Origin of the sequence: Nocardioides sp. (genome assembly GCF_035503875.1) — a bacterium.
Classification (GTDB): domain Bacteria; phylum Actinomycetota; class Actinomycetes; order Propionibacteriales; family Nocardioidaceae; genus Nocardioides.
Genome location: NZ_DATJTA010000095.1, coordinates 1 through 14,814, shown reverse-complemented (window position 1 = coordinate 14,814; position 14,814 = coordinate 1). Strand labels below are relative to the sequence as shown.

Genomic DNA, 14,814 nt, shown 5'->3' with positions numbered 1-14,814 from the left:
ACATGAGCGACAGCGCGGACACTCGAGAGTTCTGGTTCTGCCTCAAGCACCACACGGTCGAGGGCCGCGAGGGGTGCCGCAACGCCGACCGGCTCGGGCCGTACGCCACCGCCGACGAGGCGTCCCGGGCGCTGGCCAAGGTCGAGGAGCGCAACGAGTCCTGGGACAACGACCCGGACTGGAACGACGAGCCCTCGGAGGACTGAGTGGCACGTCGCCGGCGTCGGCCCGGCGATCTTTCTCCGTGGCCGTTCGTGGGAGTGGCCGGCCTGGTGTCGGTGCTCTTCCTGTACGGCGCCGGCGGGTTGTTCGCCCCGTGGTGGGTGGTCGTCCTGCTGATCGCCGTCTGGCTGGTGCTGTTCGTGCTGGCCTGCCGGTGGTGGACGCCCCGCCCGCGCCTGGTGGCGCTGCTGCCGGTCGTCGCCACGGTGCTCTGGTTCGCCGTGATGGTCGCCGGCGGCGTCTGGCTCGACTGGACCTGGGACGCGTGAGGTCGCTCATCGACGCTGGTTGAGGTGTGAGCGAAGCGCCGTCCACCGCTGGTTGAGGTGTGAGCGGAGCGAGCCTCGAAAGCTGGTGGGCCGAGGAGCAGCGGTGGTCTGGGCCATCTGTCAGCTCACCGGGTTTCGAGGCTCAGGACTTCGTCCTTCGCGCCTCAACCACCGTCACCCGGCGCTGGTTGAGGTGCGAGCGGAGCGAGCCTCGAAACCCGGTGGGCCGAGAAGCGGCGGTGGTGGGGGCCGTGTGTCGTCTCACCGGGTTTCGAGGCTCAGGACTTCGTCCTTCGCACCTCAACCAGCGTGGGGCCCGCGCCTCAACCAGCGGCGGGGCGGACGGCGAGGATGGCGTCGTGGCCGTTGCCGTTGTCGGTGGTGACGTAGATGACCGAGCCGGGGCCGTCGACGACGGTGCGGATGCGGCCGTACCGGCGCAGGGCGTCGGGGACGCGGACGTTCAGGAGTCGCTTGCCGCGCACGGTGAGGAAGAGGACGCGCTCGCCCTTCTGTGCGGCGACGGCGAAGGTGCCGTCGTACGCGCCCCAGCGGCGACCGGAGACGAATCCGCCTCCGGAGGTGGCGAGGGTGGGGGAGCCGGAGCTCCAGACCGCGCGGCGCTGACGACCCGGCAGGCCCGGGTCGGTCATGGGGACGCTCTCGTTGTAGCCGGGGACCGGGTGGTAGCCGTAGTCGCCGCCGCGCACCAGCAGGTTGACCTCGTCGTCGCGGGAGGTGCCCTGCTCGACCGACCACAGCCGTCCGGTGCCGGGCTGCACGTCGAGGCCCTGCACGTTGCGGTGGCCGTAGGTGAAGACGTAGCGCTTGTTGCGGTTGGCCGCCTTCACGAACGGGTTGGTCCGCCACGGGCGCCCGGTGCGGGCGTTCAGCCGCAGGGTCTTGCCGCCGAGCGAGCGCAGGTTGCGGGGGTTCGAGCCGACGGCCGCGTCGCCGGTGCCGACGACCAGCGAGCCGTTCTCCAACGCGAGCAGGCGGCAGCCCCCGTGCCGGCCGCTCGTCGCGGGGAAGCCGCCGACCAGCTTCTTCCCGGCCACCACCCGCGTCAGCCGGGCGTTGAGCCGCCAGGCCATCACGCGTACGTCGTGCCCGCGGGCGGTGCGTCCGCCCTGGCAGGTGAAGAACCGCCGGTTCTTCGCGAAGCCCGGATCGACGTCCAGCCCCATCAGACCGGTCTCGCCCGACACCCACACCTGGCCGCTGGGGAACCCGACGCGACGGGTCCGACCGTTCGCCCAGATCGACACCGTCGCCCGGTCCCGCTGGGTGAAGATCAGCCGGCCACCGCCGATCGGGCGCACGTCCCACGGATGGTCGAGACCGGTCACCAGGCGGCGTACCTGCAGGTCCGGCACCGCCTGGCGATCAGCGTTCCGGTCGGCCGCGCCGGCCGGGACGGGGGAGAGGAGACCGAGGCCGAGGGCCGCCGTCGCGGCCAGCACGAGAGCACGCATGCGGGGACGGTAACCAGTGGGCCGGATCACATCCCACCGGTCACCGTCACGACCTCAGAAGGTGTGCTCCGGCGCGGGGAACGTGCCGCCCTTGACGTCCGCGGCGTACGCCGCCGCGCCCGCGAGCAGGGCGCCGTGCAGGTCGGCGTACTGCTTGACGAAGCGGGCCATCTTGCCGGTGCGCAGGCCGAAGGCGTCCTGCCAGACGAGCACCTGGCCGTCGCAGTCGGGACCCGCGCCGATGCCGATCGTCGGGATGACGAGCTCCTTGGTGATCTGCGCGGCGACCTCGCCCGGCACCATCTCCATCACGATCGCGAACGCGCCGGCGTCCTCCATCGCGTGGGCGGCGTCGATCAGCCGGCTCGCGGTGTCGCCGCGGCCCTGGACGCGGTAGCCGCCGAGGCTGTGCTCGCTCTGCGGGGTGAAGCCGATGTGCGCCATCACGGGGATGCCGTTGGTGGCGAGCTTCTCGACCTGCGGCGCGACCTCGGCGCCGCCCTCGAGCTTCACCGCGTGCGCGCCGGCCTCCTTCATGAACCGGACGCCGGTGTGGAAGGCCTGCTCGGGCGAGGCCTGGTAGCTGCCGAACGGCAGGTCGGCCAGGACCATCCCCCGGTTGGCCGCGCGCGAGACCGCCCGCACCAGGGGGATCAGCTCGTCGACCGTGACCGGGATGGTCGTGTCGTAGCCGAGCACGTTGTTGGCGGCCGAGTCGCCGACGAACAGGATGTCGATGCCTGCCTCGTCGAAGACCGCCGCGGTGTACATGTCGTACGTCGTCAGCATGGTGATCTTCTCGCCGCGCTCCTTCATCTCCCGGAGGTGATGGGTGCGGACCTTGCTGACGGGACGCGGGTGGCTGCCCGCTCCGGTGCCGTACGGCGCCGTCTCTTCGCTCATCGTCGAGCTCCGTTTCCTAGACATCTCGCAGCTCCCTGACGGAGTCCACGGACTTGCGTCCAGGCTATGCCGGAAACCCCGGGGACACAGGTGTGTCCCTGCTCACGAGGGCGTCACGGGGCCGTACGCACGTCCGACGGTGGCGACCCGGACGCGGTAGTCGGCGTACCAGTCCTCGCGGCCGCGGCGCTGGGCGGCCAGGTGCTCCGCGACCTGCTTCCAGGCCGCGGCGGCGGCGTCGTCGACCCAGTACGAGACGGTGATCCCGAGTCCGTCCGCGTCGCGCGCCGCCTCGATGCCGAGGTAGCCCGGCTGCTCCGCCGCCAGCCGGTCCATCCGCTCGGCCATCGCGGCGTACCCGTGGTCGCCCTCGGTGCGCAGCGACGTGAACACGACGGCGGTGTACGGCGGCTCCGGGGTCGGGGCGATGCTCATGCGGCTCCTGGCGATCGGCGAGCGGGATCAGCGGACGGCGTCGGCGGCGGCCTCCAGGTCGGCGACGACGATCTTGCGCATGCTCAGCATGGCGCGGGTCGCGGCGTCCGCGCGAACGGGATCCGGGTCGGAGACGAGCTCGTAGAGCCGGGTCGGGACGATCTGCCAGGACAGGCCGAACCGGTCCTTGAGCCAGCCGCACATCGACTCCTCGCCGCCGTCGACGAGCGAGTCCCAGTAGTAGTCGACCTCGGTCTGGTCCGCGCAGGCGATGCTGAACGACACGGCCTCGGTGAACCCGGCGTGGGCGGGACCGCCGTTGATGGCCCGGAAGGTCATCCCGTCGATCGTGAACTCGCCGGCCATCACCCGGCCCGGCTCGCCGTACCCGGACTCGGTGTAGCGGGTGAGGTGGCCGACCGAGGAGTTCGGGAAGATCTTCGTGTAGAACTCCGCTGCCTGCTCGAGCTGGTCGTCGAACCACAGGCAGGGGCTGATCGTGGTGCTGGGCCGGGTGACGGGCATGGCGGGCTCCTTCGGGCGAGGTGATGTGAATCTGACCTCGCGGCACCGGTGAAATCATCGATGCGGAGTCCTACGCTCGTGCGTATGTGGACCGACATCGGTGCCGACGCGTACGCCCGCTTCATGGGTCTGTACGCCGAGCCGCTGGCGGACGAGTTCGTCACCCTCGCGGATCCGCAGCCGGGCCAGCGCGTGCTCGACGTGGGGTGCGGACCGGGGACGCTGACGGCGCGGCTGGTCGAGCGGCTGGGCGCGCCCGCGGTGGCGGCCGTGGACCCGTCGCAGCCCTTCGTGGACGCCGCCCGCGGGCGCTGCCCCGGGGTCGACGTACGGCGGGCGCGGGCGGAGGAGCTGCCGTTCGAGGACGGCGCCTTCGACGTCGCCCTGGCGCAGCTGGTCGTGCACTTCATGGACGACCCGGTCGCGGGACTGCGCGAGATGGGCCGGGTGGTCGGCGCCGGCGACCTGGTGGGTGCCTGCGTGTGGGACGAGCGGCTGACGGGACCGCTCGCGGTGTTTTGGGCGGCGGCGACCGAGCTGGGGGCGACCGTGCCGGACGAGCCGCGGGCCGGGACGCAGGAGGGCCACCTGGCCGAGCTGTGCGAGGCCGCCGGGCTGCGGGTGGTCGAGGACACCCGGATCGACGTCACCGTGCCCTTCGCGGCCTTCGAGGAGTGGTGGGCGCCGTACACGCTCGGCGTCGGGCCGGCCGGTCAGTACGTCGCCGCCCTCGACGACGACGCCCGCGCGCGGCTGAAGGAGCTGTGCGCGGCACGGCTGCCGGACGGTCCGTTCGACGTCACCGCCCGGGCCTGGACGGTGCTCGCCCGCGCGTGAGGGCATGCCGCACGGCTCACGTGGGAAACTCCCGGGCGTGGACTTCTTCTCCGCCTACGCCCATGGCTACGCCCGGGTCGCCGCCGTCACCATGCCGATCACGGTGGCCGACCCCGCAGCCAACGTGCGCACCGTCCTGGACCAGGCGCGCGCCTGCCACGAGGAGGGGGTCGCGGTCGCGGTCTTCCCGGAGCTGTGCCTGTCGGGCTACGCGCTCGACGACCTCTTCCTCCAGGACCCCCTGCTCGACGCCGTCCAGGTCGCGCTGGCCGAGCTGGTCGAGGCGTCCGCCGACCTGACCACGGTGCTGGTCGTCGGCGCGCCGCTGGTGCACGGAAACCGGGTGCTGAACGCGGCGGTCGTCGTCCACGCCGGGCGGATCCTCGGGGTGGCGCCGAAGTCGTACCTACCGACGTACCGGGAGTTCTACGAGCGCCGGTGGTTCGGGCCCGGCGACGACGTCACCGGCACGATCGTGCTCGCCGGCCACGAGGCGCCGATCGGCCCCGACCTGCTGTTCGCGGCGACCGACGTACCGGGCCTGGTCCTGCACGTCGAGGTCTGCGAGGACATGTGGGTGCCGGTGCCGCCGAGCGCGGAGGCGGCGCTCGCGGGCGCGACCGTGCTGGCGAACCTCTCCGGCAGCCCGATCACCATCGGCCGCGCCGAGGACCGCCGGCTGCTGGTGCGCTCGGCGTCGTCGCGCTGCCTGGCCACCTACGTGTACGCCGCCGCCGGTCAGGGCGAGTCGACGACCGACCTGAGCTGGGACGGCCAGACGATGGTCTACGAGCACGGCGTGCTGCTCGGGGAGTCCGACCGCTTCCCGGAAGGCCCCCGCCGTACCGTCGTCGACACCGACCTGGACCGCAGCCGCCAGGAGCGGCTGCGGACCGGGACCTTCGACGACAACCGCCGCTCGCTCGCGCCGGAGTTCCGCACGGTCGAGTTCGAGCTGTCCCCGCCGACCGGCGACATCGGGCTGCGGCGCAAGGTGGACCGGTTCCCGTTCGTGCCGGACGACGCCGAGCGGCTGGCCCAGGACTGCTACGAGGCGTACAACATCCAGGTCTCGGGCCTCGAGCAGCGGCTGCACTCGATCGGTCAGCCGAAGGTCGTCATCGGCATCAGCGGCGGGCTCGACTCCACCCACGCGCTGATCGTCGCGGCGAAGGCGATGGACCGGCTGGGCCGCCCGCGCACCGACATCCACGGCTTCACGCTGCCGGGCTTCGCGACGGGCGACACCACCAAGGGCTATGCCTGGGCGCTCGCGCGCTCGCTCGGCATCACCATGGAGGAGATCAGCATCACCGAGGCGGCCGGCCAGCTGCTGAAGGATCTCGGCCACCCCTACGCGCAGGGCGAGGAGGTCTACGACATCACCTTCGAGAACGTCCAGGCCGGCCTGCGCACCGACTACCTCTTCCGGCTGGCCAACCACCGCGGCGGCATCGTGCTCGGCACCGGCGACCTGTCCGAGCTCGCGCTCGGCTGGTGCACGTACGGCGTGGGCGACCAGATGTCGCACTACAACGTGAACGCCGGCGTACCCAAGACGCTGATGCAGCACCTCATCCGCTGGACGATCTCGACCAACCAGTTCGATCCCGAGACCGACGAGGTCCTGGAGAAGATCGTCGAGCAGGAGATCACCCCGGAGCTGATTCCGACCCGCGAGGACCACCTGCCTCAGTCGACGGAGTCCTCGGTCGGGCCGTACTCCCTGCAGGACTTCACGCTCTTCCACGTGCTGCGCTACGGCTTCCGGCCCAGCAAGATCGCGTTCCTCGCCTGGCACGCCTGGCACGACTGCGACGCAGGGGCCTGGCCGCCGAACTTCCCCGACGACCGCCGCGTCGACTTCGACCTCGCCGAGATCCGCCGGTGGATGGACGTCTTCGTCCGCCGCTTCTTCGCCTCGCAGTTCAAGCGCTCGGCGTTGCCCAACGGCCCGAAGGTCTCCGCCGGCGGCACCATGTCGCCGCGCGGCGACTGGCGGATGCCGTCCGACGCCAGCCCGGCGGCGTGGCTGGCCGACCTGGAGCGGGTGCCGGAGCAGCGCTGACCCGGCCTCGACGCCCCGCTGTCGGCGTCGTGTGGCACGGTGACGCGCGTCCGGTCCACCACGTCCTGAGGAGCGAGCCGTGTCGTCGTGCTGTGCGGGACCCGAGCGTGGGTCCACTCCCGCGGCCCGGCTGCCCGACGTGGCCTGGGAGGCGGCGGCTCCCGCGGCCCGCGAGCGCACGGTCGTGGCCGAGCCCAGCACCCGGGGGCAGGTGCTGATCCCGGCCGGCGGGTTCTGGATGGGCGACACCCACGACGAGGCGTACGACGGCGACGGCGAGGGACCGGCCAGGGTCGTCGAGCTCGACGCCTTCCGGATCGACCCCACGGCGGTCACCAACCAGGCGTTCGCGGCGTTCGTGAAGGCGACCGGCCACGTCACGACCGCCGAGCGTGAGGGCTTCTCCGCGGTCTTCCACTCGGCGTACGTCGGCGACGGCTCCGACGTCGTCGGGCAGCCCGAGGCGACCCCGTGGTGGCTCGCGGTCAGCGGAGCGTCGTGGCGGCACCCCGACGGTCCGGGCTCCGACGTGACCCGGCGCCAGAACCACCCGGTCGTCCACGTCTCCCACGACGACGCCCTGGCCTACTGCGCCTGGGCCGGCAAGCGGCTCCCCACCGAGGCCGAGTGGGAGAAGGCGGCCCGGGGCGGGCTGGACCGCGCCCGTTTCACCTGGGGCGACGAGCTGCTCCCGCGCGGGAAGTGGCCGGTCAACATCTTCACCGGCACGTTCCCCGTCGAGAACACCGCGGAGAACGGCTTCGCGACCACGGCGCCGGTGAAGACGTTCGCGCCCAATGGCTACGGGCTGTTCCAGATGAGCGGGAACACCTGGGAGTGGTGCGCCGACTGGTACGCCGCCGACACCTACACCGCTTTCGGGCCGGTCGACCCGACCGGTCCGGCGACGGGGGAGACCCGGGTGATGCGTGGCGGGTCGTACCTGTGCCACGACTCCTACTGCAACCGCTACCGGGTCGCGGCGCGGTCCTCCTCGCACCCCGACTCGACGTCGGGCAACCTCGGCTTCCGCTGCGCCAACGATGCGTGAGCCGCTGCTCGGAGTGCGGGGTCAGCGGGCGGTGAACGTCTCCGTCTTCGGGCACGAGCGGCCCGAGCAGTCGCGGTAGACGTTGTTCATCCGGCGCAGCTTGCGCAGGGTCGGGGCGTACTTCTTCCGCTTGGCGACGTTGCGCAGCTCGCCCGGGTCCGCGGCCCGGTCGAAGAGGACCTCCTGGCCGCCCCGGGTCCTCACGTAGGTGAACCGGCCGTGGCGGATGCCGGAGTAGATGCGCCCGCGGCCGCCCAGGACCGGGTAGGCCTCGATCGGGACGACGCGGTCGTAGTCGGTGTCGGCGCGCCAGTAGTCGAGCATGTTCACCCCGTCGACCACCCGGCCGGGCCGGGCGCCGGCGATCGCGGCGATGGTCACCGCGACGTCCGGGTTGGTCGTCGGCGTCGCGACCTTCGCACCCCGGGGGATCCCCGGCCCGCGGACGATCATCGGCACCCGCAGCGAGCGGTCGTAGGGGACCAGCTTGCCGTCCTTGTTGTGGTGGCCGACCAGGAAGCCGTTGTCGGAGGTGAAGATGACGTAGGTGTTCTTCAGCTCGCCGGTGCGGCGCAGCTTCGCGATGGCCGCCCCGACGGCGTCGTCGACCGACTGCAGCGACTCGATCCGCTGCTGGTTGCTCTCGCGGACCGCGGCACGGTACGCCGCCGTCGTGGTCCGCGGCGCCCACGGGCTGCCGCCGCCCTTCCACATCTCGGGGTCGCGGGGCAGCTCGAGGTGGGTGAACGTGTTGCGGTCCCGGGCCGCCGGCATGGTCGTCTTCAGCAGGTCGACGGACGGGTCGTCGGACTCGTGCCGCCCGCCGTGGTGTGGGGCCACGAAGTTCGTCCACATGAACCACGGCTTGGCGGACCGGGCCTGGGCGCCGATGACCTGCGTGGTGAAGCCGTTGAGGACGTCGGAGTTGTGCGCCGCCTTGGTCTCGACGCGGCCGTTGACGTTGTAGCGGGTGTTGTAGAAGCCGTACGTCGTCATGTCGATCGACCCGCGCCAGCCGGTCCATCCCGGGGGGACGTACCGCGGGTCGGCCATGCCGTAGCCGTTGAGGTACTTGCCGGAGAAGAAGGTGTCGTAGCCCGCGCGGCGCAGCCAGACCGGCAGCGTGTTGCCGTCGCGGAAGGCCTTGAAGCCGCCGCCGGCCCCCTCGATGGTGAGCGCCCCGTGGTTGTGGGCGTACTGGCCGGTGAGCAGGCTCGCGCGCGCCGGGACGCAGATCGGCGTCGGCGCCATGCCCTGGGTGAGCTGGGTGCCCTGGCGGACCATGAGGCGGTTCAGGTTCGGCAGGTACGGCAGGTCGCCGACGGTCATGTCGTCGACGGTGAACATCAAGATGTTGGGCTTCGGGCCGGGACGGCCGTCGGGCTTGCGCTCCGTCGTACCGCCGCGCACGTCGCCGTGGGCGGCGCTGGACCCGACCTGGGCCGTCCCGACCGCGGTCCAGGCGAGCCCGGTGATCGCGAGGGCGCCGACCGCGGTCGCCGCGATCGCGGGAACGGTCTTGCGGGCGGTGCGGTTCACGGGTGCCTCGGAGTCGGTCGGTGGAGGGTGGAGGGAGCGGCGGGCGAGCGGTGGTGCGCAGGCGTAGACGGTAGTCCCCGCCACCCCCTCCTGTCGGGTTTTCCGCGTGTCGGATCTCGTCGCCCCAGGAACCCGGGGGTGCGGCCCGGCGCGGAGTGCGAGAGCCTTCACGGGTCGCCGTCACAGGAATCCCGGGAGTGAGCATGAAGAAGGCAGTGCTGGCCGTCGTCGTGGTCGTGGTGGTCGCCGCCGGCGTCATCGCGTGGGCCGTGTGGGGTGGCGACGACGAGGTCGTCGCGCGCGACACCTGCGACGGCCGCAGCTACGAGCTGACGGTCGAGGACGAGGACGGCGGTCTCGAGGTCACCTTCGAGCTGCAGTCCGCCGACGCCGGCGAGACCTGGCAGGTGCTCATCGAGCAGGGCGGGCGCACCCTCCTGGAGGGCGAGCGGGTGACCGACGAGGACGCCGAGCTCGACGTCGACGTACCCGCGCGGGCCGAGGACGGCGACGAGTTCACCGTGACCGCCACGCCGGCGGAGGGCGAGCCCTGCGTCGCCACCGTCACCCGCTGAGCACCACTCCGTCGAGTCGGCAGTAGTTGCCGACAGGCTGTGCGCAAGTACTGCCGACTCGACGCGCAACTACTGCCGACTCGGCGAGGCACCGCCCGCCGACGGGCGGCGCGGGGCTACCCCTAGGCTGACGCCCATGGGCAAGCAGGAAGACTTCGTTCTCCGCGCTCTCGAGGAGCGTGACGTCCGGTTCGTCCGGCTCTGGTTCACCGACGTGCTCGGGTTCCTGAAGTCGGTCGCGGTGGCGCCCGCCGAGCTGGAGGGGGCCTTCGACGAGGGCATCGGCTTCGACGGCTCGGCGATCGAGGGCTTCGCCCGCGTCTACGAGGCCGACATGCTGGCCAAGCCGGACCCGTCGACGTTCCAGATCCTCCCGTGGCGCACCGGCGAGGGTCCGGCGACCGCCCGGATGTTCTGCGACATCGTGATGCCCGACGGCTCCCCGTCGTACGCCGACCCGCGCCACGTCCTCAAGCGGACGCTGGGCAAGGCCGCCGAGAAGGGCTTCACCTTCTACACCCACCCCGAGATCGAGTTCTACCTGTTCAAGGACAGCCCCGTCCCCGGGGGCGACCCCGAGCCGGTGGACCGCAGCGGGTACTTCGACCACACCGCGCAGTCGCACGGCGCCGACTTCCGCCGCGAGGCGATCACCATGCTCGAGGCGATGGGCATCTCGGTGGAGTTCAGCCACCACGAGGGCGGCCCGGGCCAGCAGGAGATCGACCTGCGGTACGCCGACGCGCTCAGCACCGCCGACAACATCATGACCTTCCGCACCGTCATCCGGGAGGTCGCGCTCAGCCAGGACGTGTGGGCCAGCTTCATGCCGAAGCCGTTCACCACCCACCCCGGCTCGGGCATGCACACCCACGTCTCGCTCTTCGACGGCGACCAGAACGCCTTCTACGAGGCGGGCGCGGAGTACTCCCTGTCGAAGACCGGCCGCCAGTTCATCGCCGGCCTGCTACGGCACGCGCCGGAGATCACCGTGGTGACCAACCAGTGGGTCAACAGCTACAAGCGGCTGATGTTCGGCGGCGAGGCGCCGTCGTACATCTGCTGGGGCCACAACAACCGCAGCGCGATGATCCGGGTCCCGATGTACAAGCCCAACAAGGGTCCGTCGACCCGCGTCGAGCTGCGCACCGTCGACGCGGCGTGCAACCCCTACCTCGCCTTCGCGGTGATGCTGGCGGCCGGCATGAAGGGCATCGAGGAGGGCTACGAGCTGCCGCGCGAGGCCGAGGACGACGTCTGGTCGCTCACCGAGCGCGAGCGCAAGGCGCTGGGCATCGACCCGCTGCCGCGCAGCCTCAACGAGGCGATCGCGATCGCCGAGGACTCCGAGCTGCTGGCCGAGACGCTCGGCGAGCACGTCTACGATTTCTTCCTGCGCAACAAGCGCGCGGAGTGGGACGAGTACCGCGGCCAGGTCTCCGCCTTCGAGCGCGACCGGATGCTCCCGGTCATCTGACGACGATGCGCGTGCTCGTCGTCCAGCACGAGGACGCCTGCCCGCCCGCCCTGCTGGGCGGGTGGCTGGTGGACGCCGGCGCGCGGCTCGACGTACGACGCCCGTACGCCGGCGACGAGCTGCCGGACTCGCTCGCGGACCACGACGGGGTGCTGGTCCTCGGCGGGTCGATGGGCGCGGACGACGACGCGGAGCATGCCTGGCTGGGGCCGACCAAGGAGCTCGCGCGGACCGCGGTCGCCGACGGCGTACCCCTGCTCGGGATCTGCCTGGGCCACCAGCTGCTCGCCAGCGCGCTCGGCGGGCGCGTGACCCGCAACCCGGGCGGTCAGCAGCTCGGCCTGCTCGAGGTCGGCTGGACCGCGGAGGCGGCGCGCGACGAGCTGGTCGGCCCGCTCGCGGAGGCTCCGGCGGCGGCCCGCGGCGCGCACTGGAACAACGACGTCGTCGTCGAGCTCCCGGAGGACGCGACCCTGCTGGCGACCGCGCCCGCGGGTGAGGTGCAGGCGGTCCGGTTCGGGCCGCGGGCCTGGGGCCTGCAACTGCACCCCGAGGTCGACCACGAGATCCTCGGCCGCTGGGCGGCCGACGACGCCGGGTCCCACGAGGCGGCCGGGATCGACCAGGCGGCACTGCTGCGGGCCGTCGAGGAGGCGCGGGCCGAGCTGGAGACCACCTGGGCCCCGCTGGCCCACGGCTTCGTGGCCGTCGCGGAGCGGGCGGGCCGCTGATGGTGCGCCCCACGACCGGCAAGGGCACTCTGCTCCGGCTCGGCTTCGAGGACACCGAGGCCGCGCTCGCGGGCCTGGACCGGCTGGGCTCGGACGCCGCGGGGTGCCTGCTGGCCATCCTGGGCAGGACCGCCGACCCCGACCAGGCGCTGGCGGGCGTCATCCGGATCGCCGACGAGCTCGACGACCCGGACGAGCTGTTCCGGGCGATCTGCGACGACGAGGGCACCGCCATGCGGCTGCTCTGCGTGCTGGGCGCCAGCCAGGCGCTCTGCGATCACCTGGCGCGCCATCCGCACCACTGGGTCGAGCTGACCGACCCGATGCTCGGCTCGACCCGGCCGGCCGCCTTCGCGCTGCGCGAGCACCTACTGCGCGCCGTCGGCGCGGACCCGCACGCCCCGGTGCCGGTCGCGACCGTCCCGGACGGGGACGCCGTCGACGCCCTCCGGGTGGAGTACCGGCGGCTGCTGCTCCGCCTGGCCGCTCGTGACCTCGCCCACGACCTCGGCGTCGACGACGCCGCGGCCGAGATCGCCGACCTCGCCGCCGCCACGCTCGACGCCGCGCTCGCCGTGGCCCGCCAGCGCGTCGGCGACGGCGCCGAGCTCGTCCGGCTGTCGGTCATCGCGATGGGCAAGTGCGGGGGACACGAGCTCAACTACGTCTCAGACGTCGACGTGATCTTCGTGCACGAGCCGGTCGAGGGCGCTCCCGAGGACTCCGCGCTGCGGGCCGCGACCCAGCTCGCCAGCCACCTGATCCGGATCTGCGGCGACCACACCGGTGAGGGCACCATCTGGCCCGTCGACGCCAACCTGCGCCCCGAGGGCCGCCAGGGCCCGCTCACCCGGACCCTCGCGAGCCACCAGGGCTACTACGAGCGCTGGGCCAAGACCTGGGAGTTCCAGGCCCTGCTGAAGGCGCGACCGGTCGCGGGTGACCTCGCCCTCGGCGCCGAGTACGTCGCGATGGTCGCGCCGATGGTGTGGAGCGCGGCCGAGCGGGAGGGCTTCGTCGAGGACACCCAGGCCATGCGCCGCCGAGTGCTCGACCACATCCCGGCGAAGGACGCGGACCGGCAGCTGAAGCTCGGCTCCGGCGGGCTGCGCGACGTCGAGTTCGCCGTCCAGCTCCTGCAGCTCGTGCACGGCCGGGGCGACGAGTCGATCCGGACGCCGACCACGCTCAGCGCGCTGGCCGAGCTGACCCGGGGCGGGTACGTCGGCCGCGAGGACGGCATCGCGCTGCACGAGGCCTACGCGTTCCTGCGCACCCTCGAGCACCGGATCCAGCTCCACCAGCTGCGGCGTACCCACGTGGTGCCGGCGGACGAGCAGGCGCTGCGGCACCTCGGCCGCAGCATGGGCTACCTCAAGACGCCCGTCGAGACGCTGGAGAAGACCTGGGCGCACCACCGGCGGGAGGTACGCCGGCTGCACGAGAAGCTGTTCTACCGGCCGCTGCTCTCCGCGGTCGCGGCGCTGCCCGGGCACGACGTACGACTCTCGCCGGAGGCGGCCGCGAAGCGGCTCGCCGCGCTCGGCTACCACGACCCGCAGGCCGCGCTGCGTCACCTCGAGGCGCTCACCGGCGGGGTCAGCCGTCGCTCCAGCATCCAGCGCGCACTGCTGCCGGCGATGCTGCAGTGGTTCGCCGAGGGGCCCGACCCGGACGCCGGGCTGTTCGGGTTCCGGCGGATCAGCGAGGCGCTCGGCAGCACGCCGTGGTACCTCTCGACGCTGCGCGACGAGGGCGAGGTGGCGACCCGGCTGGCCCGGCTGCTCTCCACCTCGCGCTACGCGACCGACCTGCTGGAGCGGGAGCCGCAGGGCGTCCGGCTGCTGGGCGAGGACCTCGCCCCGCTGGCGGCCCAGGTGCTCAACGAGGAGATGCGGGCGGGAGCGGCACGGCAGGAGAACGCTGACAAGGCGGTGCGGGCGATCCGGGCCGTCCGGCGCCGCGAGCTGCTCCGGATCGCCGCGGGGGACCTGCTCGGCAGCACCGGCGTCGACGACGTCGGCGCCGGCCTCTCCCGGCTGACCGACGCGACGCTGGAGGCCACCCTCGCGGTCGCCGGGACCGCGGTGCGGAACCAGCGCGGGCTCGACGCGGCCCCGACCCGGATCGCCATCGTGGCGATGGGCCGCTACGGCGGCTTCGAGCTGTCCTACGGCAGCGACGCCGACGTGCTGTTCGTGCACGAGCCGGTCGAAGGGGCAGGCGAGGACGCCACGGCGTACGCCCACGCCGTGGCCAACGAGCTGCGCCGGCTGCTGATCGCGCCCGCCGGCGACCCGCCGCTGGTGGTCGATGCCGACCTGCGCCCCGAGGGCAAGCAGGGTCCCCTGGTGCGCTCGCTGGCGTCGTACGCCGCCTACTACGCGAAGTGGTCGAAGGTCTGGGAGTCGCAGGCACTGCTGCGGGCGGACGCGGTGGTGGGCGACCCGGGGGTGCGCGAGAGCTTCATCGAGCTGATCGACCCGCTGCGCTACCCCGCAGGCGGCATCACCGAGGCCGACGTGACCGAGATCCGGCGGATCAAGGCACGCGTGGACCGCGAGCGCCTGCCCCGCGGCGCCGACCCGAACACCCACCTCAAGCTCGGCCGGGGCGGCCTGGCCGACATCGAGTGGACCGTCCAGCTGCTGCAGCTGGCCAATGGCGACGAGGTGCCGGCGCTGCGCACCACCCGCACCCTCGCGGC

Annotated in this window: 14 protein-coding genes; 9 read left to right on the top strand and 5 right to left on the bottom strand. The window is 72.5% G+C overall.

Going from position 1 to position 14,814, the window contains the following annotated elements:
* The first annotated feature begins 2 nt into the window (after positions 1–2).
* Together VMF51_RS23385 and VMF51_RS23380 are read left to right on the top strand one after the other, a co-directional pair.
* Positions 3–206, top strand: coding sequence for a hypothetical protein (locus tag VMF51_RS23385; protein WP_325476889.1), 204 nt, complete (start codon positions 3–5; stop codon positions 204–206).
* A 66-nt stretch (positions 207–272) separates the two neighbouring features.
* Positions 273–491: a hypothetical protein gene (locus VMF51_RS23380; RefSeq protein ID WP_325476888.1), complete on the top strand. Its 219-nt coding sequence runs from the start codon at positions 273–275 to the stop codon at positions 489–491.
* Positions 492–814: 323 nt separating this feature from the next.
* Here VMF51_RS23380 and VMF51_RS23375 read toward each other — a convergent pair whose 3' ends face one another.
* The 4 genes from VMF51_RS23375 to VMF51_RS23360 form a co-directional block, all read right to left on the bottom strand.
* Positions 815–1,966, bottom strand: coding sequence for a PQQ-dependent sugar dehydrogenase (locus VMF51_RS23375; protein ID WP_325476887.1), 1,152 nt, complete (start codon positions 1,964–1,966; stop codon positions 815–817).
* A gap of 54 nt (positions 1,967–2,020) precedes the next feature.
* Positions 2,021–2,869, bottom strand: a complete 849-nt coding sequence (panB, locus tag VMF51_RS23370; protein WP_325476886.1) for a 3-methyl-2-oxobutanoate hydroxymethyltransferase — start codon at positions 2,867–2,869, stop codon at positions 2,021–2,023.
* 102 nt (positions 2,870–2,971) lie between these two features.
* The gene (locus VMF51_RS23365; RefSeq protein ID WP_325476885.1) at positions 2,972–3,304 is read right to left on the bottom strand and encodes an antibiotic biosynthesis monooxygenase; all 333 of its coding nucleotides are present in this window, start codon (positions 3,302–3,304) and stop codon (positions 2,972–2,974) included.
* Between the two features lie 27 nt (positions 3,305–3,331).
* On the bottom strand, positions 3,332–3,829 hold the full coding sequence (locus tag VMF51_RS23360; protein ID WP_325476884.1) for a VOC family protein: 498 nt from the start codon (positions 3,827–3,829) through the stop codon (positions 3,332–3,334).
* A gap of 84 nt (positions 3,830–3,913) precedes the next feature.
* Between VMF51_RS23360 and VMF51_RS23355 the strand changes: the two genes are divergently transcribed.
* From VMF51_RS23355 to VMF51_RS23345, 3 genes are all read left to right on the top strand, one after another.
* A complete protein-coding gene (locus VMF51_RS23355) occupies positions 3,914–4,666 on the top strand; it encodes a class I SAM-dependent methyltransferase (protein WP_325476883.1) in 753 nt (250 codons plus the stop codon).
* Positions 4,667–4,703: 37 nt separating this feature from the next.
* On the top strand, positions 4,704–6,734 hold the full coding sequence (locus VMF51_RS23350; RefSeq protein WP_414689499.1) for an NAD(+) synthase: 2,031 nt from the start codon (positions 4,704–4,706) through the stop codon (positions 6,732–6,734).
* A gap of 79 nt (positions 6,735–6,813) precedes the next feature.
* Positions 6,814–7,785, top strand: a complete 972-nt coding sequence (locus tag VMF51_RS23345; protein ID WP_325476881.1) for a formylglycine-generating enzyme family protein — start codon at positions 6,814–6,816, stop codon at positions 7,783–7,785.
* Between the two features lie 21 nt (positions 7,786–7,806).
* Here VMF51_RS23345 and VMF51_RS23340 read toward each other — a convergent pair whose 3' ends face one another.
* Positions 7,807–9,324, bottom strand: coding sequence for a sulfatase (locus VMF51_RS23340; RefSeq protein ID WP_325476880.1), 1,518 nt, complete (start codon positions 9,322–9,324; stop codon positions 7,807–7,809).
* Between the two features lie 203 nt (positions 9,325–9,527).
* Between VMF51_RS23340 and VMF51_RS23335 the strand changes: the two genes are divergently transcribed.
* The 4 genes from VMF51_RS23335 to VMF51_RS23320 all read left to right on the top strand — a co-directional run.
* Positions 9,528–9,899, top strand: a complete 372-nt coding sequence (locus VMF51_RS23335; RefSeq protein ID WP_325476879.1) for a hypothetical protein — start codon at positions 9,528–9,530, stop codon at positions 9,897–9,899.
* A 136-nt stretch (positions 9,900–10,035) separates the two neighbouring features.
* Positions 10,036–11,376, top strand: a complete 1,341-nt coding sequence (glnA, locus tag VMF51_RS23330; RefSeq protein ID WP_325476878.1) for a type I glutamate--ammonia ligase — start codon at positions 10,036–10,038, stop codon at positions 11,374–11,376.
* Positions 11,377–11,381: 5 nt separating this feature from the next.
* Positions 11,382–12,107 (top strand): type 1 glutamine amidotransferase, encoded by a 726-nt coding sequence (locus VMF51_RS23325; protein WP_325476877.1) that lies wholly within the window; start codon positions 11,382–11,384, stop codon positions 12,105–12,107.
* Positions 12,107–14,814: bifunctional [glutamine synthetase] adenylyltransferase/[glutamine synthetase]-adenylyl-L-tyrosine phosphorylase (locus tag VMF51_RS23320; protein ID WP_325476876.1), on the top strand; the 2,708-nt coding region annotated here is incomplete at its 3' end. The genes VMF51_RS23325 and VMF51_RS23320, both read left to right, overlap by 1 nt.